Annotated in this window: 8 protein-coding genes, 1 pseudogene and 1 CRISPR repeat array; all 9 genes and pseudogenes read right to left on the bottom strand. The window is 72.6% G+C overall.

The window, feature by feature from the left end:
• Positions 1-12: 12 nt before the first annotated feature.
• Positions 13-11,395: a CRISPR direct-repeat array (repeat unit 29 nt; unit sequence GGGCTCATCCCCGCTGGCGCGGGGCGGAC).
• A 44-nt stretch (positions 11,396-11,439) separates the two neighbouring features.
• A complete protein-coding gene (gene cas2e, locus FHP29_RS13485) occupies positions 11,440-11,787 on the bottom strand; it encodes a type I-E CRISPR-associated endoribonuclease Cas2e (protein ID WP_139623407.1) in 348 nt (115 codons plus the stop codon).
• Positions 11,781-12,725, bottom strand: a complete 945-nt coding sequence (gene cas1e / locus FHP29_RS13480) for a type I-E CRISPR-associated endonuclease Cas1e (protein WP_139623406.1) — start codon at positions 12,723-12,725, stop codon at positions 11,781-11,783. The genes cas2e and cas1e overlap by 7 nt, the downstream gene beginning before the upstream one ends.
• A complete protein-coding gene (gene cas6e / locus FHP29_RS13475; protein ID WP_205014099.1) occupies positions 12,722-13,378 on the bottom strand; it encodes a type I-E CRISPR-associated protein Cas6/Cse3/CasE in 657 nt (218 codons plus the stop codon). The genes cas1e and cas6e overlap by 4 nt, the downstream gene beginning before the upstream one ends.
• A 14-nt stretch (positions 13,379-13,392) precedes the next feature.
• Positions 13,393-14,097, bottom strand: a complete 705-nt coding sequence (cas5e, locus tag FHP29_RS13470) for a type I-E CRISPR-associated protein Cas5/CasD (protein WP_139623404.1) — start codon at positions 14,095-14,097, stop codon at positions 13,393-13,395.
• On the bottom strand, positions 14,094-15,224 hold the full coding sequence (gene cas7e / locus FHP29_RS13465; protein WP_139623403.1) for a type I-E CRISPR-associated protein Cas7/Cse4/CasC: 1,131 nt from the start codon (positions 15,222-15,224) through the stop codon (positions 14,094-14,096). Before cas7e ends, cas5e begins: the two co-directional genes overlap by 4 nt.
• Positions 15,221-15,877, bottom strand: a complete 657-nt coding sequence (gene casB / locus FHP29_RS13460; protein WP_139623402.1) for a type I-E CRISPR-associated protein Cse2/CasB — start codon at positions 15,875-15,877, stop codon at positions 15,221-15,223. The genes cas7e and casB overlap by 4 nt, the downstream gene beginning before the upstream one ends.
• Positions 15,874-17,499, bottom strand: coding sequence for a type I-E CRISPR-associated protein Cse1/CasA (gene casA / locus FHP29_RS13455; RefSeq protein WP_139623401.1), 1,626 nt, complete (start codon positions 17,497-17,499; stop codon positions 15,874-15,876). Before casA ends, casB begins: the two co-directional genes overlap by 4 nt.
• A 202-nt stretch (positions 17,500-17,701) precedes the next feature.
• The gene (cas3, locus tag FHP29_RS13450) at positions 17,702-20,518 is read right to left on the bottom strand and encodes a CRISPR-associated helicase Cas3' (protein ID WP_139623400.1); all 2,817 of its coding nucleotides are present in this window, start codon (positions 20,516-20,518) and stop codon (positions 17,702-17,704) included.
• 121 nt (positions 20,519-20,639) lie between these two features.
• Positions 20,640-20,896: pseudogene (locus FHP29_RS22740) on the bottom strand (MFS transporter); the annotation flags it as partial.

Below are 20,896 nucleotides of genomic sequence, written 5' to 3'. Positions count from 1 at the left end.
GGGCGCCCAGCTGGGCTCATCCCCGCTGGCGCGGGGCGGACACGACGTCGCGCCGGCGCATCTGCACCAGCGTGGGCTCATCCCCGCTGGCGCGGGGCGGACGACACCCCGCTCTTCCACAAGGGCTCCCAGCTGGGCTCATCCCCGCTGGCGCGGTGCGGACTCGCCAGAGACGTGAGCAGACGGATAGCGACTGGGCTCATCCCCGCTGGCGCGGGGCGGACCCGCCGCTGACGGCCTGACGCATCCGCTTCCGGGGCTCATCCCCGCTGGCGCGGTGCGGACTCTCCAGAGACGTGAGCAGACGGATAACGACTGGGCTCATCCCCGCTGGCGCGGGGCGGACTTCGGCGGGTCGACCTCGTACAAGGTCGCCGCGGGCTCATCCCCGCTGGCGCGGGGCGGACAACCAGTGCGAGACGATGAACTCGCGCCACCAGGGCTCATCCCCGCTGGCGCGGGGCGGACCAGCCGCGCCAGCGGCGCAGCCGGACGCTCTTGGGCTCATCCCCGCTGGCGCGGGGCGGACGCCCGCTCGCCGCCCGGCCCGACGACCGGCTTGGGCTCATCCCCGCTGGCGCGGGGCGGACGCGGACGCGGACGCGGACGTCGAGGTCGTCGACGCGCTGGGCTCATCCCCGCTGGCGCGGGGCGGACGGCAAGTCCCTGGTGGCGAAAGACGTTGGCCTGGGCTCATCCCCGCTGGCGCGGGGCGGACGTCACCGTCACGTGCGGCCAGTGCGGCGAGTCGGGCTCATCCCCGCTGGCGCGGGGCGGACCCGGGCCGGCGACGGGCTGCATGTCGAGCACGGGGCTCATCCCCGCTGGCGCGGGGCGGACGCGACGTCGGCCTGCCGGATGAACGAGTTGTCGGGCTCATCCCCGCTGGCGCGGGGCGGACCCGGCCAGCCGCTCGGGCCAGGGCCGGTACGTGGGCTCATCCCCGCTGGCGCGGGGCGGACAGCCGGGCAGTGCGGTTGAGCATCTTCTGCTGGGGCTCATCCCCGCTGGCGCGGGGCGGACGCCCCGTCATTCCGTCAGCTCGCCGGCTTCACGGGCTCATCCCCGCTGGCGCGGGGCGGACCGGGCGGTCTCGTCGCTGCGGGTGGCTGCGGTGGGCTCATCCCCGCTGGCGCGGGGCGGACGACACGGTGGTGGCGCAGGTCCGAGACACGACGGGCTCATCCCCGCTGGCGCGAGGCGGACGCCTGGTAGCGGCGGCCGCGCTGCTTCTCGAAGGGCTCATCCCCGCTGGCGCGGGGCGGACTCGGCGGCATTGACCATCGCCGCGAGGTCGTGGGGCTCATCCCCGCTGGCGCGGGGCGGACATGCTCTCGGTGATCCTGCTGGGGAGCCTCGCGGGCTCATCCCCGCTGGCGCGGGGCGGACACGAACAGCGTCTCTGCATTACCGCGCTGAGGGGGCTCATCCCCGCTGGCGCGGGGCGGACCGTCCCCTTCGGTGACGAGTGGGACCCGTCGCAGGGCTCATCCCCGCTGGCGCGGGGCGGACGTGGTCTCGGTGGACTCTTCGTTCTCGGACGGGGGCTCATCCCCGCTGGCGCGGGGCGGACCCGAGCGCGGAACGGTCCTGCGCGCTCTAAGGGGGCTCATCCCCGCTGGCGCGGGGCGGACTAGTACGGCGTCAGGAGCGACATGTTGCCGCCGGGCTCATCCCCGCTGGCGCGGGGCGGACGAGGTGGGCGACGCATCCCTTGGTGGCCTGCGGGGCTCATCCCCGCTGGCGCGGGGCGGACGCGCGCAGTGCTCCTCGGAACGTTCGCCTGGTGGGCTCATCCCCGCTGGCGCGGGGCGGACGTCGCCATCGCGGACAGGCCGGTCGCGGCCTGGGGCTCATCCCCGCTGGCGCGGGGCGGACCGGTCGCCGCACACGCACGCCACGCTGCGGACGGGCTCATCCCCGCTGGCGCGGGGCGGACCCGATCGTCGCGCGCGGCGCCCAGGCGCAGAAGGGCTCATCCCCGCTGGCGCGGGGCGGACGGCTGCGGGGGGCGGGGCAGCTCCGCAGCGTGGGGCTCATCCCCGCTGGCGCGGGGCGGACTACCGGCCCTGGCCCGAGCGGCTGGCCGGGGCGGCTCATCCCCGCTGGCGCGGGGCGGACTGACGGCGAGCAAGAGGGCCACCTGCGCGTAGGGGCTCATCCCCGCTGGCGCGGGGCGGACTCCTTGGCGTGCTCGACGCACACTGAGTGGTAGGGGCTCATCCCCGCTGGCGCGGGGCGGACTGGGACCCTGGCGTCTGCGCTGGTCAGGGCCGGGGCTCATCCCCGCTGGCGCGGGGCGGACACCGCCGACGCCAGCGACGCGAACTCGTCGCTGGGCTCATCCCCGCTGGCGCGGGGCGGACTTGAGGTATTGGGCGGGGTCGAGGTAGCCGAGGGGCTCATCCCCGCTGGCGCGGGGCGGACCCGGGGCGTACGTCGGCGCGCAGACGTCGTGGGGGCTCATCCCCGCTGGCGCGGGGCGGACCACAGGGCGCGGATGATCCCCCGGGCGCGGATGGGCTCATCCCCGCTGGCGCGGGGCGGACGCCAGCGCTACGGCGCGAAACCGTCAACGCCGGGGCTCATCCCCGCTGGCGCGGGGCGGACAAGGACGGCGTCACCGGCTGGCTGAGCGCGAAGGGCTCATCCCCGCTGGCGCGGGGCGGACTACGCCGGTGGCGACGTCGACCCCGGCGCCCAGGGCTCATCCCCGCTGGCGCGGGGCGGACTTCGGCGTGCTCGGCATCGGCGGTGTCGTGCAGGGCTCATCCCCGCTGGCGCGGGGCGGACAAACCGGCTCTAACCCGGGTTTAGCCCCGTCCGGGCTCATCCCCGCTGGCGCGGGGCGGACGCCGGGTTGTCGAGGGTGAACCGGCCGTCGCGGGGCTCATCCCCGCTGGCGCGGGGCGGACCAGCCGCCCCTCACCCCCGAGGAGGAGGGCGAGGGCTCATCCCCGCTGGCGCGGGGCGGACAGCGCGCCGACCGGCCGGTGCCGGCGTCGTCGGGGCTCATCCCCGCTGGCGCGGGGCGGACTGGCTGAAGACCCAGCTGACGGACAAGCACCCGGGCTCATCCCCGCTGGCGCGGGGCGGACTCGAATCCGGCGTCGTCGATGTGACGGCCGGTGGGCTCATCCCCGCTGGCGCGGGGCGGACCTCGTCGTCGACCCCGACACCCTGCTGGGCACGGGCTCATCCCCGCTGGCGCGGGGCGGACAGCCGGTGCTCATCGAGGTCCCCGACGCCCGAGGGCTCATCCCCGCTGGCGCGGGGCGGACCCGGGGTCGCCACTAGTCGTCTCCAAACAGCAGGGCTCATCCCCGCTGGCGCGGGGCGGACCATCGCACCGCTCGACGAGACGGCCGCGAAGTGGGGCTCATCCCCGCTGGCGCGGGGCGGACCTGGTCGCCGCGGCCATCGCGTCAACGGCGAGGGGCTCATCCCCGCTGGCGCGGGGCGGACGGTGCGGGCGAAGTTGTCCTCGATGCCCTCGGAGGGCTCATCCCCGCTGGCGCGGGGCGGACCGAGCGGTGCGCTCGCAGGCAGGTAGGGGCTTGGGCTCATCCCCGCTGGCGCGGGGCGGACCTGCGTGTCCAGTGGGACCTTGGTCCACGCCCCGGGCTCATCCCCGCTGGCGCGGGGCGGACGATCCTTGCCGTCGTACTTGGTTGCCATCAAGGGGCTCATCCCCGCTGGCGCGGGGCGGACGGGTTCTGTCTGTTCATCGATGAGACGTGGTGGGGCTCATCCCCGCTGGCGCGGGGCGGACACCCCCGACACGTCGCGGAACACGAGCAGGAGGGGCTCATCCCCGCTGGCGCGGGGCGGACGGCCTGGTCGTGATCGATGAGATGCACTTGTGGGGCTCATCCCCGCTGGCGCGGGGCGGACCTGACCGTGGCCTGCTACATCGTGATCTTCGGGGGCTCATCCCCGCTGGCGCGGGGCGGACGCTGGACGCGCCAGCCTCGCTCTCGGCGGGCTGGGCTCATCCCCGCTGGCGCGGGGCGGACCGGATGAAGTGGCTCACTCGGCACCGCCCTCGGGGCTCATCCCCGCTGGCGCGGGGCGGACCTGTTCGAGTTCCTGCGCGACGGGTTCACCGGGGGCTCATCCCCGCTGGCGCGGGGCGGACACCGACGACGACCGCATCTTCGAGCCCAACGCGGGCTCATCCCCGCTGGCGCGGGGCGGACAGCGACCGGATCACCTGGATCAGCGCCTTGGGGGGCTCATCCCCGCTGGCGCGGGGCGGACCCGATCTACGACACCACCGCCGACAACGGCGAGGGCTCATCCCCGCTGGCGCGGGGCGGACCTGAAGGCGCAAGAGGCCCCCCTCCTGGCGCAGGGCTCATCCCCGCTCCCGCGGGGCGGACCCCGCGGGCACCGTGAAGACCCCGGTCGCCGGGGGCTCATCCCCGCTGGCGCGGGGCGGACCTCTACAACCGGACCCTCCAAGCGACCGCCGCGGGCTCATCCCCGCTGGCGCGGGGCGGACCACGGCAACTGCAACTGCGCAGCCCGCCCCGAGGGCTCATCCCCGGTGGCGCGGGGCGGACCCGGTCACGGGCTACCTGTGGGACTCGGGCCCGGGCTCATCCCCGCTGGCGCGGGGCGGACCATCACCCCTTCCGTCATCCGAGCGCGGACCAGGGCTCATCCCCGCTGGCGCGGGGCGGACCCGCTGACCGGCGAGCCGATCCGCGCGATCGGGGGCTCATCCCCGCTGGCGCGGGGCGGACCGCATCGCGTGGTAGCTCGACGCGCCGCCCAGGGGCTCATCCCCGCTGGCGCGGGGCGGACATGACACCGGCATCGACTTGGCTGTACGTCTTGGGCTCATCCCCGCTGGCGCGGGGCGGACCAGGCGTGGGTGCCGCGCGGGCAACTGGTGCAGGGCTCATCCCCGCTGGCGCGGGGCGGACTCCAGCCACTTCGGCTCACCCTTGCCGTGATGGGGCTCATCCCCGCTGGCGCGAGGCGGACAGTCCCTACCGGCCCTGGAAGGCCTTGATGAGGGGCTCATCCCCGCTGGCGCGGGGCGGACCGTCCCACGGGCGGGGTGTCTGCCGGATCGTGGGCTCATCCCCGCTGGCGCGGGGCGGACCGGCTGCTGCGGAAGGCGCCGCCGGGCTACCTGGGCTCATCCCCGCTGGCGCGGGGCGGACCTGAAGGGCGGGTTCGGTCAGCTGCGGCGCAGGGGCTCATCCCCGCTGGCGCGGGGCGGACTGCCGTAGCATTCGTGACGGAGACCTGTGCCAGGGCTCATCCCCGCTGGCGCGGGGCGGACGTCGGCCAGTTCGTCGATGTCTTCCCCGTCGAGGGCTCATCCCCGCTGGCGCGGGGCGGACGCGCCCTCGCTCGCCGTGATCGTCGCGGCGAGGGGCTCATCCCCGCTGGCGCGGGGCGGACTTCCGCTGGGCAAAGAAGGACCGGTGGACCGTGGGCTCATCCCCGCTGGCGCGGGGCGGACCACGAGCTGGCCTTGTTCTACGGCGACCCCAAGGGCTCATCCCCGCTGGCGCGGGGCGGACCCGACGAGCATCAGCGCCCACATGCACAGCGGGGGCTCATCCCCGCTGGCGCGGGGCGGACGACATTCTCGACGCCACCGACGAGTACGGCCAGGGCTCATCCCCGCTGGCGCGGGGCGGACGTCACCGTCCCGCGGGTCTCGAAGGTGCCTGCGGGCTCATCCCCGCTGGCGCGGGGCGGACCTCATCGACTGGGACCACGCCATGGCGTCCTTGGGCTCATCCCCGCTGGCGCGGGGCGGACTGATTTGGCGGCTCGTGGGAGTCGTACCGTCAGGGCTCATCCCCGCTGGCGCGGGGCGGACTTCTGGCGCGGCTCGGCGCCGGGCTGCGGCGCGGGCTCATCCCCGCTGGCGCGGGGCGGACGGGCTCGGCTGCGAATCCACGCCCAGCGAACGAGGCTCATCCCCGCTGGCGCGGGGCGGACGCCCTCCGCTCCGGCGCTCAGGGCGCGAAGGAGGGCTCATCCCCGCTGGCGCGGGGCGGACGGCATCGGGATCGTCGCAGGGCTGATCGCCTGGGGCTCATCCCCGCTGGCGCGGGGCGGACTCGCTCGAGTCTGCGATCCAGCTGCGGGACGGGGGCTCATCCCCGCTGGCGCGGGGCGGACCTCTCGACCTTGTCAACGACCGCGCGGTGGCCGGGCTCATCCCCGCTGGCGCGGGGCGGACGAGGGCGGCCGCGACCTGCGCGCTACACAGGAGGGCTCATCCCCGCTGGCGCGGGGCGGACCGCACCACGCCGGCCTACACGCTGGCGTGGACGGGCTCATCCCCGCTGGCGCGGGGCGGACCCGGTCACCGAACCGCGACGGGACGCGACCCCGGGCTCATCCCCGCTGGCGCGGGGCGGACACGAGCGGCGACCTGTTCGGGTCCAAGGCGACGGGCTCATCCCCGCTGGCGCGGGGCGGACGCGAAGCGGCTCGTCGACGGCTACCGCGCGCAGGGCTCATCCCCGCTGGCGCGGGGCGGACCCGCTGCTCGCCTACGACCAGGCCACCCACGTGGGCTCATCCCCGCTGGCGCGGGGCGGACGCAGTGAGTTCGTCCGCAACTACCAGCTGGCGGGGCTCATCCCCGCTGGCGCGGGGCGGACATCCGGTAGGCGTGCCGGGCGGCCGTCGCGGGGGGCTCATCCCCGCTGGCGCGGGGCGGACATCGTCGAGATCCCGCGGCGGTGGCGGCCGTAGGGCTCATCCCCGCTGGCGCGGGGCGGACAGCCCGTCGGCGATGTAGCAACCGATGAACTTGGGCTCATCCCCGCTGGCGCGGGGCGGATTACCTCCACGCCTGCGAACGCGTGTCGCTCGAGGGCTCATCCCCGCTGGCGCGGGGCGGACCAGTGCGTAGGTGTTAGGTGAGGACAGGCGGAGGGCTCATCCCCGCTGGCGCGGGGCGGACGCGCTCGCGGCCGTGCGTGACGCCCTGGCTCGGGGCTCATCCCCGCTGGCGCGGGGCGGACGGCGTCGGCTGGTGTCGATGCAGGTGCTGGCGGGGCTCATCCCCGCTGGCGCGGGGCGGACGTGTCGCTCGAGGCTCTCATCGCTGAGGCACGGGGCTCATCCCCGCTGGCGCGGGGCGGACCTTCGCAACACTTTCTGCGTACTTCGCGCACTGGGCTCATCCCCGCTGGCGCGGGGCGGACGCGTGGGCTCGGCTGCAGGTCTCACGGCACCGGGGCTCATCCCCGCTGGCGCGGGGCGGACCCCGTTCTCGTCCATCGACACGTCGATGGTGTGGGCTCATCCCCGCTGGCGCGGGGCGGACACGACACCGCCGCGGTCGTGGGTCCCAGCGGAGGGCTCATCCCCGCTGGCGCGGGGCGGACCACGCAGCGAGCACGGTCCGCGCCTCGGCCCAGGGCTCATCCCCGCTGGCGCGGGGCGGACGACCCGGCGGCCTTCCAGGACACGTCGATCGAGGGCTCATCCCCGCTGGCGCGGGGCGGACCATCGACTTCGAGATCGCGTTGAGCTGCGCCAGGGCTCATCCCCGCTGGCGCGGGGCGGACGCGACGTCGACCACGACACTGCGGATCTGCGGGGGCTCATCCCCGCTGGCGCGGGGCGGACAGTACCGCGTCGAGGGGCAGATGCGTCTCGATGGGCTCATCCCCGCTGGCGCGGGGCGGACGCGCAGACGAACATGACGACCGGGGTGCCGGTGGGCTCATCCCCGCTGGCGCGGGGCGGACATGAGCCCCGGGCCGGTGAAGTTGAGAAACAGGGGCTCATCCCCGCTGGCGCGGGGCGGACCTGCGCATGTCGTGGGACACCGACCCCGCGCGGGGCTCATCCCCGCTGGCGCGGGGCGGACGATGAACCCCGAAGAGTGGACCGTGCTAGCAGGGGCTCATCCCCGCTGGCGCGGGGCGGACTACACCACCTCATTCGCTCGCGTGGTACGCGAGGGCTCATCCCCGCTGGCGCGGGGCGGACGTCGTCGCGGGAGAGCTGGGGTGACGTCACGGGGGCTCATCCCCGCTGGCGCGGGGCGGACTTCAACCAGAAAGACACCGGCGGGTTGTTCGGGGGCTCATCCCCGCTGGCGCGGGGCGGACCCGTCGAGCACGACGATCGACGTCTCGATCCAGGGCTCATCCCCGCTGGCGCGGGGCGGACCGCCAACGGCTGGGCGTCGCTGGTCGGCACCGGGGCTCATCCCCGCTGGCGCGGGGCGGACTCGTTCGCCGTCCTCATCCTCACGTCCGCTGTGGGCTCATCCCCGCTGGCGCGGGGCGGACTCGTGGACATGGCCGCCGAGGTGCCGCCCCGGGGGCTCATCCCCGCTGGCGCGGGGCGGACTCGGACTTGCGTCCCGGGGAGTAGCCGCAGGGGGGCTCATCCCCGCTGGCGCGGGGCGGACATCGATGGCAGTTCGACGGCGGCCACCCACATGGGCTCATCCCCGCTGGCGCGGGGCGGACATCACGCCGCCAGACTCGGTTCCAGCCGGATCGGGCTCATCCCCGCTGGCGCGGGGCGGACGCGACAAGCAGCAGCGGATGCCGAGCCACTGGGGGCTCATCCCCGCTGGCGCGGGGCGGACTCGCCGCCGTCACCGCCAGCGCCGGCTCCCTTGGGCTCATCCCCGCTGGCGCGGGGCGGACTTGCCGATCTGGGCGTCGGTGGCGCCGGTGCTGGGCTCATCCCCGCTGGCGCGGGGCGGACTTCCCCCGGGGCCGTTGGGTCCGGCGACGGTGGGGCTCATCCCCTCTGGCGCGGGGCGGACCTCGCGCTGATGGTCGCGCTGTCGGCGGCCACGGGCTCATCCCCGCTGGCGCGGGGCGGACCCCTTCGTGTCTCGCATCTCGTAGTCGATCTCGGGCTCATCCCCGCTGGCGCGGGGCGGACTTGAACCGTGCGCCGGACGGCCGCCAGAACCGGGGCTCATCCCCGCTGGCGCGGGGCGGACACGTAGATGTTCATGGTTGTTCTCCCATCGGGGGGCTCATCCCCGCTGGCGCGGGGCGGACTCCCTGCGTCAGCCGATCAGCCCGCCTCGGCAGGGCTCATCCCCGCTGGCGCGGGGCGGACCCGCTAGGTACTCCTGCGACAGGCCCAGGCAGGGGCTCATCCCCGCTGGCGCGGGGCGGACTGAGCGTGGTCGACGCGATCCTTGACGCAGCAGGGCTCATCCCCGCTGGCGCGGGGCGGACCTACCTTCAGGGTGGCGTCGTCGAGGGTGGCGGGGCTCATCCCCGCTGGCGCGGGGCGGACGGGGCGAAGCGGTCGACGAGCGCGCGGGTGATGGGCTCATCCCCGCTGGCGCGGGGCGGACTACACCCCTGGCGACGCCCCCGCCTGGGAGAAGGGCTCATCCCCGCTGGCGCGGGGCGGACTCCGTGGCGCTTCGTCAGGACTTGAAAGGTGTGGGCTCATCCCCGCTGGCGCGGGGCGGACTTCGCGGTTCCCGCCACCGCGGCCCAGCCGCAGGGCTCATCCCCGCTGGCGCGGGGCGGACCATACAGCGCCGAGAAGTGCGGGTCGGACAGGGGCTCATCCCCGCTGGCGCGGGGCGGACTCGCGGGTGATTCGGCGGGCGGCGGTGGTGATGGGCTCATCCCCGCTGGCGCGGGGCGGACGTCGAGGAAGGGATGCGGCTGGTCGGATACGAGGGCTCATCCCCGCTGGCGCGGGGCGGACGTCCGGCCGACGTTGAGGATGGTGGCGAGGAGGGGCTCATCCCCGCTGGCGCGGGGCGGACGGCGTGTGGTCCGACCGTTGCGTGTTGGCCCGGGGCTCATCCCCGCTGGCGCGGGGCGGACTCTCGTGACGTGTTCCTGGTGGATGACCCGGAGGGCTCATCCCCGCTGGCGCGGGGCGGACCAGATCGAGAACGACTCGATGGGCGACGCCGCGGGCTCATCCCCGCTGGCGCGGGGCGGACCCACGGGTAAACGACTTCAGGTTCGAGGACGCGGGCTCATCCCCGCTGGCGCGGGGCGGACCCCCGCACGGGGGCCGTGTCCCGCCCATCGCAGGGCTCATCCCCGCTGGCGCGGGGCGGACTGGAACGGGCGCAGGGCTGGCTGCCAGGCGGTGGGCTCATCCCCGCTGGCGCGGGGCGGACGGTCAGCCGGTCGGTCGCCCGGTCACCTCGCCGGGCTCATCCCCGCTGGCGCGGGGCGGACAAGACCTCGATCCTCGGCTCGGCGCCGGTGCCGGGCTCATCCCCGCTGGCGCGGGGCGGACACCATGAGGTCCCACGCCCCGAAGTGCCCGGGGGGCTCATCCCCGCTGGCGCGGGGCGGACACGACCTGCCCGACCACCGGCGACGCGTCGCCGGGCTCATCCCCGCTGGCGCGGGGCGGACACCATGAGGTCCCACCCCCCGAAGTGCCCGGGGGGCTCATCCCCGCTGGCGCGGGGCGGACACGACCTGCCCGACCACCGGCGACGCGTCGTCGGGCTCATCCCCGCTGGCGCGGGGCGGACTGCGACCTGTGCCGCCCGTGGGAGGGCAAGGTGGGCTCATCCCCGCTGGCGCGGGGCGGACCTGGACGGTCGGTGGTCGACGAGCTGGTCGAAGGGCTCATCCCCGCTGGCGCGGGGCGGACAGCTCTCTGATCGGGAGCGTCGGGCGCTGCCTGGGCTCATCCCCGCTGGCGCGGGGCGGACTACGGCTGGACCAGCCTCTCCGACGACGAACGGGGCTCATCCCCGCTGGCGCGGGGCGGACGGCGTCCTGAAGCCCGACGAGGACCTCGAGCAGGGCTCATCCCCGCTGGCGCGGGGCGGACGTGAGGGTGTCACCCCACGCCAGCTCGAGCCGGGGCTCATCCCCGCTGGCGCGGGGCGGACCTCGCCGAGCGCCAGACCTCGGCCGCCGTCAACGGCTCATCCCCGCTGGCGCGGGGCGGACTTCCGGCTGGCGGGGCAGCGCCCGTCAAGGCTGGGCTCATCCCCGCTGGCGCGGGGCGGACGATGATCCTGATCTGCTGCGGCTGCGCGGCCGGGGCTCATCCCCGCTGGCGCGGGGCGGACCTCGGTGGCCGTGGCGGTGACGCAGGCGTGCGGGGCTCATCCCCGCTGGCGCGGGGCGGACGCGGCCTGCGGCTTCTCCGGCCCGGAGACCGAGGGCTCATCCCCGCTGGCGCGGGGCGGACTGGGCGTCATATGGACAGTCTGCGCCCGAACGGGGCTCATCCCCGCTGGCGCGGGGCGGACGTTGGGATCCCGCGCGAGGTGTCGTGCGGGAAGGGCTCATCCCCGCTGGCGCGGGGCGGACCGTCGCGATCTGGTGGGCATGGCCGGCGTACGGGGCTCATCCCCGCTGGCGCGGGGCGGACAAGGGGAAGGACTTCTCCGGTCCATAGTCGATGGGCTCATCCCCGCTGGCGCGGGGCGGACACTTGCTGACCTGCGACGATACCGGTCACCGGCAGGATCCGAATTCACTTTCGCCGACGAGCCCTCCGGGCTCTCGCGACGCTGCTCCACCCGGGCCTCAGCTCCGACTGACCGCCCACCTCGTGGGGTCGGAGCATGAGAGATAGGCCATCGACGTCGACCACCTGCCAGTCGTGACGATGCACGCGGAATGCCAGCCCTTGTTCGGTGTCGGCGTGGAAGACCATGATCGCCCGGCCGTCTTTGCTGAGCTCAAGGACGCGAGCCCACATCAGGTCGCGGACCCGGGCTGAGATCTGGCCGACGAACACGCCGGGACTCACCTCGAGGAGCCACCGAGTCAGGTGGCCGCGGAGACCTGCTGGACAGGCAGTCAGGACGAGGACTACCACGGCACGTCGACGTCGTACGACGTTCCGCCGGTGACATTCCGCGAGCCGCCATCCCACAGGTGGACCACATTCCAGTCCTGCCCGTCATCGTCCGCATCAGGTAGGAGGAGGCGGCGGATGTCGCGGCTGCAACGAGCCAGGATCCGCCCGTCCTGGACGGCGTCGCGGACCGCGCGGCGCGTCTCGCCGGGGATGTCCTCGGGATCGGCGGCGGCGACATCGAAGGCGACCGGTATCGCGATCTCGGCCTTGTAGAGGTCCGCGATGTCGAAGACGAAGGAGCGGGCGTGACCGTTGTGGACGAACCCCAGGCCCGGAGAGCAGCCGAGCGCGACGATCACCGCATGGCTGATGCCGTACAGGCACGTGGTCGCCGCCGATAGTGCCTGGTTGATCGCGGATCCGCCGGCGAAGTCCTTCACGTCGTAGTCCCGCTTGCTCCAAGAGACTCCGGTGCGCTCGGAGTGCTCGCGGTAGAGGGCCCGCACCCGGGCCCCCTCGCGCCCGCGCAGTTGCTGCATGGTGGAAGTCGACACGTCCTCATCCGGGAAGCGCATGCCGTACATGTCCCGAGCGACACGTAGACGCGTGGACTGATTGGTGACGGCTGCGGCCTGTGCTTCCAGAAGGCGGGAGGACTGGGCGAGCCCGCGGCCGTGGGCGTAGTACCGCACACCTCTCTCGCCGATCCACACGGCTGTGGCACCGCTCTCCGCGAGCAGCACCATGGCCTGGTGGCTGACATTCGTGCCCGGCCCGAGCAGCAACGCTCCGAGGGTCGCAGCCGGGATATGCATCGTTCCGCGCTCGTCCATCGCGGTGATCGCGTTGCCCTCGCGGTGGATCACGCAGCGCTCGAGATAGACGAAGCTCAGCCGGTCTTGTGCCCGTACGAGCTCCGAGATGTCGACCGGCGCCGGCCCGGGGATCTCCTTCACGTCCGTGGCGCCAGCGTCAGAAGCCCGCAGCCGTAACCCTTTGCCCTCCCCAGGCCGTGCCCCATGGACAGTCGGAGCAGTTTCGGATCCGAGACCGTCAACGTTCCCTCGTACGTCGCCGTGGTCAGCGTGATCTGTCGCCGATCACCGTCGCTGCGCCGCTCGAAGGACAGGCCACGACGCGACACGACATCCGCTGTGAGACGCCCGTCCCGGCCGCCGATATCGAAGCCCCAGTCCGCACTGCGCTCGACCAGCCACTCGAGCTGGTGCTGCACCGTGGCGTGGCCGACGCGCTTTCCACGGCCGGATCCCTGCGCGACGCTCCGGACCGGATTGGCAGTGAGCCGGAAGGCCCAGCTCTGCCCGGTCTCCAACCGTTCGGTGAGCCGAGACAGCGGAGCCGACTGCCAGTGGTCCTGGCCGGTCGGCCAGCCGGCCTGCTCGACGACGTGGGCCAGATCCGGCTTGACCGGGCTGGAGATCAGCAGCGTCAGCTCGTGCGTCTTGCCGACGTCCAGGCGCCAGAGCACCCGGCCGCTCTCCGTCTCCGTCGGCGTGCCGGGGGGAAACGCGGACAGCACGGCAGCGTGCATCTTCTGTGGTGAGCCGACCAGTGCCCGCGTGCCTCGCCGAGCGGGGTTGAGGTACATCCGAGTGAGGTACATCAGACGCCTCCGAGGGCCGCGAAGAAGTCGAGATCGGAGCGCCCCTGCGGGTTGTCCATCTCGACCGGCTGGGCACGGCGGACGTCGCGCCAGCCGTACTCGCGTCTTACCGGCGAGAAGCTGATCGGTACGTCGCGCACGGTCTCGGTGTCCTGCTCGCCCGGTGCGGCATCGAGGACCAGTTCCAAGTGGACGGTCCTGCCCTGTTGGCGGCGATACCAGGGACGCGCCAGCCAGTCGGCCGTCCTCAGCGCCTCCTCGAGATCGGCCTCGTGCAGCCCGAGGCTCACGCCGTGCTCGGACGGCGGACAGGCGCGGCGTCCCAGGTAGAGAGGGAAGACCGGCGACTCAATCGCCGCCGCCAACCCCTCCAGCAGGCTCCGGTCGCCCTCCACGCCGGCGACGAACGCCGCATCCGCCAGGTAGTAGCGGTACGACAGCGGCATCGACTCCGGCTTCCCGGGTCCGCGGCGGATCGCTGTCTGGAAGTCGCGCACCAAGCGTCCCCGCTGGTCGACCCTCACTCCGAACCGCAGCGCTGCGAGATCCTCGATCGGATCGGTACGACGGCGCCCTTGTGCCGCCGCGAGCAGGCCGATCACGCCGCTCTTCGTCGGCTCGGTGCGGGTGTGTCTCTTGACGAAGCGGCTCGCGTCCCCCCACGCCTGCAGAGGGCCGTCGAGCCGGAGCAACAGGACGGTCACCCGATCGTCTCCAGCACAGCACGCGCGCGGTCCTTGGCCGCGGCCACCAGCGGCTCGAGTCCCAGCACCTCACCGGTGGACCCCAGCACCTCGCGGACCGCGTCGTTGCCGGCCAGCACGAAGCTGGCCGACGGTTCCATGCTGTAGCAGGCGTCGATCTCGGCAGCGCGCTTCGCGAGTCGCAGTGCGGACTGCGTCGAGATCGCGCCGTTGTCGTCGGGCCGCACGGGATCTTCGAAGGCCCCGACCAGGTTGACCGGGCGTCCGTCGCGCAACTGGACCACGACCGCCTCCGGCAGAGTGCCGTTGGCGAAGGTGTTCTGCTTGCCGGTCGGCATGCTCACCACGAACGACCGGATGAAGGCCTCGGCGGCGCGCGTCTCGAGTTCGAGGTCGCCGAGGTTCTCGTGCAGCTGATCGAGGTTGATCGTCGCGTAGCGGTACAGCGTGCTTGAGTTGAACTCGATGACGCCGATCATTCCCGCGGCAGGGTCGGCGTCGGTGTTCCGGTCATCGACGGCGGTGTAGTAGTCGTACTCCGGCTCCACCGCGTGCGTGCTGAGCGCGTGCGCGACCTGGACGGCGGCATCGACGTTGATCGACGCATCGTCGGCGACCATGCGGCCGAAGAGCGCGACCTCGATGCCGTGGTCGGTGTCGATGGCGGCCTTCGCGGCTGCCTTGTCGATCGAGCCGCCACGGGAGTCGACCGCCAGCCGCGCGAGGTTCTCGATCTGCTGGTTGCTGACGAACAACAGGTACTCGCTGAGGTCGAACGGATCGCCCTCCTCCTCGCCCTTCTTCTTGCGCGCCGCCTTGAACTTGATGCCGGCTGCGCCCATCACGCTCTTGGCCAGCTCGATCGCTTCGTCCTGCGCGATGGAGTCGTCGATGGCGCGGATCTGCTCGGTCAGGTCGGCGATGATCCGTCGTGTGCGGACGCCACGCTCGGCGTCCGGCAGATAGCGGGCGAAATCCTTCCGAGTGGCGCGCTTCCACGCCTGGGAGCTGACCCGCGCCCGGGTGAACCCGCCGAAGATGCCTGTCTTCGGGCGGCCGGTGTCGTCGCGGTTGATGTTGCTCGACGGGACCGTCTGGAGCACGTGGATGTCGATGAAGGTGGTCATGCGTCGTTCTCTCCTACGGTCGTGGCCGTCTGGTCTGCCGGGTCGTTGGTGGCGGCTGAGGGGATGGGGCGATGGAAGTCGCGGCTCCAGCGCTCGCGGGCGCGGTGGATGCGGCTGGGGTGCTGGACCTCCTGGAGGTCGACTGCGAGCTGCGCGTAGTCGAGCGGGATCTCCGCGGCACGCAGTTGCGTCACCAGTGCACGGAGATGCTCGAGGACGGCGTCGAAGGAGCCGGCCCGGACGAGTGCTTGCATCCGGCGTCGTACGCCGTCGGACTCGCTGCGCTGCATCAGCGTGTGTGCGGCACGACCGAGGCGGTGCTCGTCGTTGCGTCGATGCATCGGCTGTTTGCGCTTCGACTGCTGGTGCAACGCGAACAGCGAGAGCGCGGAGGTCGCCGCCAGCTCGTAGCTGGACGGGTCGTCGCCTCTTCCACGTAGATCCTCGGGGAAGTCCCGGGCCAGGATCTCCCATGCTTCAGGTGGAGCGATCCCGCCACGGGGGAGCGCCCGGCGCAGGCGAGCCAGCTCGGCGACGACGCTGCCCCGGTCGGCCTCGTAGCCCTTCCAGAGGCGGGCAGCCTGAGCCTGGACGAACCCTTCGAGAAGTGCCGCCTTCTCCGCCGAGGTGAGGGACGTTGGCGTCTCGGTCATGTCGTCGCTCCTTCTGCGCGCTGCCGGGTGAGCGGCAGCGCCTTGGCGAGGTTGAGGTAGAACCAGTTGGTCGCCGTCGCGGCGTTGAGCGGGCGACGTAGGTCACCGTCGATGAAGGTCCCGGACCATGCGCCCGGACTGGCGCTGTCGAGCAGTTGGCGCATCACGGCGATCACCTCCCGGCGGACCTGCCGCTGCCAGGCTTCCCGCGCGGCGTCTCGGTCGGTGTCGACGGAGAGGGTTCGCACCCACGCGCGGTACGAGGCGTCGAGTGCGGCGTACCCCTGCTCGCGGGCCTCGGTGCGGTGACTGTCCCCCAGATCGCGATCGGCGCCGGAGGCGCGGGCCAACTCGTCGGCGAACTGGCCCAGAGCCCGGATTGCCGCGTCCACGTCGGTGACCGCATCGATGGCGAGCGCCTTGAGTGGCGGATCCGACAGCACGGCCAGGCTCAGTGGCAGCACGTCGTCGGTGATGTCCTCGATCACCGAGCTCTGCGCGCCGTAGTGCATCCCGACGGTGCGCAGTCGCAGAGGGTACGACGGCGGAAGGACCTCTTCCTCCTTGAGCTCCGATAGCCACTCGAGCCACCGACCGGCCCGGGTCGAGGCAGTGAGATCCGTTCCGGCTAACAGGCTGCCCAAGCCCCGCCACACGGCTCGATCCGGCATGTGGGCGCGGGGCATGTAAATGGGATCGGCGCTCTTCAGTGCCTTCTCCTGCGCCTCACTGCGACGCCAGCCGGTCATCGTCTCGGCGCGGAACAGATCACGCGGATGCAGCGGGTCGCCGTTGGCGATGAGGACGCCGGTCACCCGCTCGCCGTCATGGCCGAGGCGGATCCGGCGGCTCTGCCAGGTGAACAGATCGGCCGGACCGGTGGGTGCGTGCGGCCGGACCTCGACGCCGGGTCCCTGCGGCGGACGTTCCCAGACCGGCAGGTCGTCGTCGCCCCAAGCCGGATCGAGCGGCAGGTTGAGCATGAGCGTCTCGAACAGATTGGCGCCCTCGACAACGACCAGTCCGAGCCAGCCGCACCAGCCGGTGCCGATCGGGTAGCCCTTCCCGCCCTTGACGCGGTCATCGCCGACGGCGCCGGATTTGATGCCGCTGACGTCGAAGGCCTGTGCGTGCACCAGCCAGCGCGCCGCCTCGGCGAACGACATCGAGGTCACCGCATCGCGGGCGCGGGTGGTGAAGTACTGATGGCCGTTCGGCACGTCGGCGATCAGTCGGGCGAGCTCGGTCATCTCGCCCTTGGTGGTGTGCAGCCCGGCCACCTGGAAGAACGGCGCCTCGTCGTCAAGAAGATCGAAGCGCTGGACGTGGGCGCCGATATAGGTGTCAATCACGGTGCTGTCAAAGCGCTGACGTTCCCACAGCGATTGCCACTGGCTGGAAGTCCGCAGGCCCGGGTGTGCTCGCCTGACGATCGTCACGAGCAACCGAAGGATCGCCACGTCTTGCGTCGCCAACTCGCCAGCGACTTGGACGTATTCGTCGGCGTTGATCAGGGCTTCGCGAATAGTGACTTGTGTCGATGACCCATCGAATCGTCTAACACGGATCCATGGTTCGTCGGTAGCGAGGTCGATCGCGCACGTCGCTCTCGGTGGCGTCATGGCCGGAGCCTGCCACGATCGCCGCCTGTCGTAAATAGCTCTAAGTGACTCTGAATCTCTCTGCTTAAGCAGAGAGATTCAGAGTCACGGCCACGCCGGACAAGCTCCCCGCTGGCGCAAGGACAACAAGGAGTCGCACCGCGACTCGTGATCCCTCTGGGGCTCACCCTCGCCATAGCAAGGCGCTGCCAGCCTAACGACGTCACGCCTCCCCGCTCTCCACCATCAGTCCCAGCTCCCTGTCGTAGGTGATGTCGAACCCGGCGAGTTCGGCGTGCCAGTCGTCATCGAGATGCAGCGCCAATTGCCCGGCGAGCCAGGGCGACTCCTGCCAGCCGGCGTGCGCCTGGGCCTCCAAGGCGTCGAGAGTGGCCTCGAACTGGCCCTCGTTGGTCAGCTGCAGCGGCAGCCGGACGGTCGCGGCGGCGAGCGCGCGGGCGATGTCGTTGGGCGGAGGACCCTGCAGGTGGACGGCGAGCCGGCCGGCGTACTCGCTGCCGTCGTCGAGGTAGACGATCTCGCCGTCGGAGCGCCGCTGGACGACGATCACCTCAAGCCCGTCCTCGCTGTCGCGCACCCGGCTGGCGCCGGCCGAACGCGCGTCCTCGGCCTCAGACGTATCGCCGTACTCCAGCCAGCCACGAAGGTCGGGGGTCAGCCCGACCTCTCGGATCCGGTAGTCATCGGCCTTGCGCTGCTGCTCGCCGACCTTGCGCAGGTAGTCCCGGTCTGCCTTCTCGATGTCCCGGCGCCACGCGTCCGGCCCGGGCACCTCGTCGAACCGGTAGGCGCGTTCCACGAGGGGACGGATGTCGGTCGGCAGGGTCAGCGTCGTCGCGCAGTCGGGGCCGAGGCCGAGCACGGCGGCGCTGCGGAGCAGCAGGCTGAGCGGGTAGACGGCCCGACTGCCGCCGACCGGATCCGGTACGCCGCCCTCGGGCGAGTCTGCGATGCCGGTCAGGTAGAGGTGGGGCTGGCGCAGCAGGGCCGGGCGATCGGCCTCACCGTCGCCGCGGCGGTGACGGTGGAGGCGCCCGACGCGCTGCAGCACGAGGTCGACCGGAGCAAGATCCGTCATCATGAGGTCGAAGTCCAGGTCCAGCGACTGCTCGAGCACCTGGGTGCCGACGACCACCTGCCGCGCCGGCCGCTGAGCAGGATCGGGACCGAGGGTGTCGCGCAACGAGGCCTCACGGTCAGCCCGGTGTGTCGCGATGAACCGGGAGTGGATCAGCACGACGTCGAGATCGGGGAAGCGCTCCCGCAGGAACCGGGCGGTCTCCTGCGCTCGTCCGACCGTGTTCCGGATGACCGCAGCGCATCCGCCGTCGGCCAACTGCTCGGCGAGCACGGTGGCCAGGGAGTCGAGTTCGTCGTCGAGACTGACCACCTCGATCACGCGCTCCGGCTCGGCCCCCACGTCCTCCGGAGCAGGGATCAACTCGAGGCCGTGGCGGTCGACCGTGGTCACGGCGGGGTACGGCGCCGCCTCGGGTACGACGACCGGTGCGGCTCCGCAGCCGAGGCGGTAGGCGGCGGCCAGCTCCTGGCGCTGAGCATGTGGCAGCGTCGCGGACATCAGGATCACCGGCACGCGGTAGGCGGCCAGCCACTCCAGCGCACGGACGAGGTAGGTCCGCATGTAGTCGTCGGCGGCATGCGCCTCGTCGATGATCACCACCTTCCCTGCGAAGGCGAGGTGGCGCAGGGCGAGGTGCTTGGCCTGTAGGGCGGTGAACAGCAGCTGGTCGATGGTGCCGACCACCATGTTGGCCAGCACACCCTTCTTCCGGCCCGAGAGCCAGGAGCGCACCTGGGCCTCCGCCTCCTGGGGACGGACGCCGTCGTCGTACACCTGACTCATCCGCTGCTGCGCCACCAGGTCGCGGTAGTCCTTGTTGAGGTTCGCCTTTCCGTGGGCCAGGTGAGCGCTCGTCGCGCCGGGCTGGTCGAGCCGTGAGATCCAGTCCAGGACTCGACGGAACATGGCATCGGAGGTGGCCATGGTGGGCAGCGCGACGTACACGCCTCCGCAGCCGAACTTCGCCGCCAGGACCTCGGCGGCCAGCAGCGCCGCCTCGGTCTTGCCGGCTCCCATCGCCGCCTCGACGATGACGAGCCGCGGCTCCTCCGCGCTGGTCGCGGCGGTGAGCGCCATCGACTGGACCGGCCGCGGCGTGAAGGCGGCCAGGCGGGGGAACCGGCGGGCCAGGAGTGCGACCGAGGCGTCGTCCGGCAGCGATGCCTCCCAGGCTGCGGGCAGGTCGAGGTCGTGCCAGGCGCGGTCCGCCCGTTCCTCCTGATCGGCGCATTCGCCGAAGGGGAAGAGGTCGGTGTTGGAGGCCAGCCAGTCCGAGACGATGACCGCGCCGGTCAGCAGCGCCTGCACCGGCGCGGGCAACACACACGCGGCCCAGGCTGCGAGCAGGTCGTCGACCTCCAGTCGCTCGGCCATGGCGTCGAGGACCTCGTCCTGTACCTCGACCCACCGACCCTCGCCCACCAGATGCGGGCGGTCGCGCAACCAGCCCGGCCGATCCTTGGGCGGAGGTACGCCGTGGTGGCCCCCGACGACGACTGCTTGTGATCGGGCCGCATGAAGGCTGAACCCGCGCCGTTCCCGCAGCCACCTCTCCAGGACGACGTGACCGACCAGTCCGTGGGGTGCCTTCGAGAACTCCGTGCAGTCGCGGGGAAGGACGAGACCGTGCTCGCGCATCCGGTCGGCCAGCGCGGGCACCTTGGCGGCGAACGGCGGTGAGCACTTGCCGATGTCGTGGACGCCGGCCAACCACTGGAGCAGTCTCCGCCCATCGCGGGCTCGCTCGGGAAGCGCCCGTTCGACCAACTCCCGAGTGTGCAGCGGGAGCCAATCCCAGACCAGCCGGGCGACGTCGGCCGAGTCCTCGAGATGCAGGACGACCGGCATCCAAGCGTTGCCGCCGAAGTCAGCAGACTTCCCCCAGACGGACCGAGCCGCGGCACTGTAGCGGTCGCTCCAGGGAACTGCGGATGACATGGCGGGAACCTAGCTCCGACCCGCGACAGAATCTGGGGAACGCTCTAAAACGGGTCAAGCAGCTGCGCCCATGGATGCACATCAGACCGAGTAGTGGCGGTCGGGATACGGGCCGACCCGGCTACGGTCCCGACGTCGTGACGCGGTAGCGCACGAACGACGGCACGACCAGCGCTGCCACGACCACCAGCACGACGACCAGGACACCCCCGCCGGCGGCGGCGGTCGCCGTACCCACCATCGCGGCGGTGGCGCCGTGGGCGACGTCCGCGATCCGGGGGCCGCCCGCCACGACGACGATGAAGATGCCCTGGAGTCGGCCGCGGACCTCGTCGGCGGCGGCGGTCTGGAGCATCGAGGTGCGGAAGGCGGCCGAGG

The organism is Nocardioides albidus (genome assembly GCF_006335005.1).
GTDB classification, from domain to species: Bacteria; Actinomycetota; Actinomycetes; order Propionibacteriales; family Nocardioidaceae; genus Nocardioides; species Nocardioides albidus.
This window is presented reverse-complemented; position numbering and strand designations above follow the sequence as displayed.

Bases quoted from the DNA above. Each gene is read 5' to 3' on its own strand.
- cas7e (WP_139623403.1), bottom strand. From the start codon at position 15,224: ATGACCACCTTCATCGACATCCACGTGCTCCAGACGGTCCCGTCGAGC.
- casB (WP_139623402.1), bottom strand. From the start codon at position 15,877: ATGACCGAGACGCCAACGTCCCTCACCTCGGCGGAGAAGGCGGCACTT.
- casA (WP_139623401.1), bottom strand. From the start codon at position 17,499: ATGACGCCACCGAGAGCGACGTGCGCGATCGACCTCGCTACCGACGAA.
- cas3 (WP_139623400.1), bottom strand. From the start codon at position 20,518: ATGTCATCCGCAGTTCCCTGGAGCGACCGCTACAGTGCCGCGGCTCGG.
- cas6e (WP_205014099.1), bottom strand. From the start codon at position 13,378: ATGTACCTCAACCCCGCTCGGCGAGGCACGCGGGCACTGGTCGGCTCA.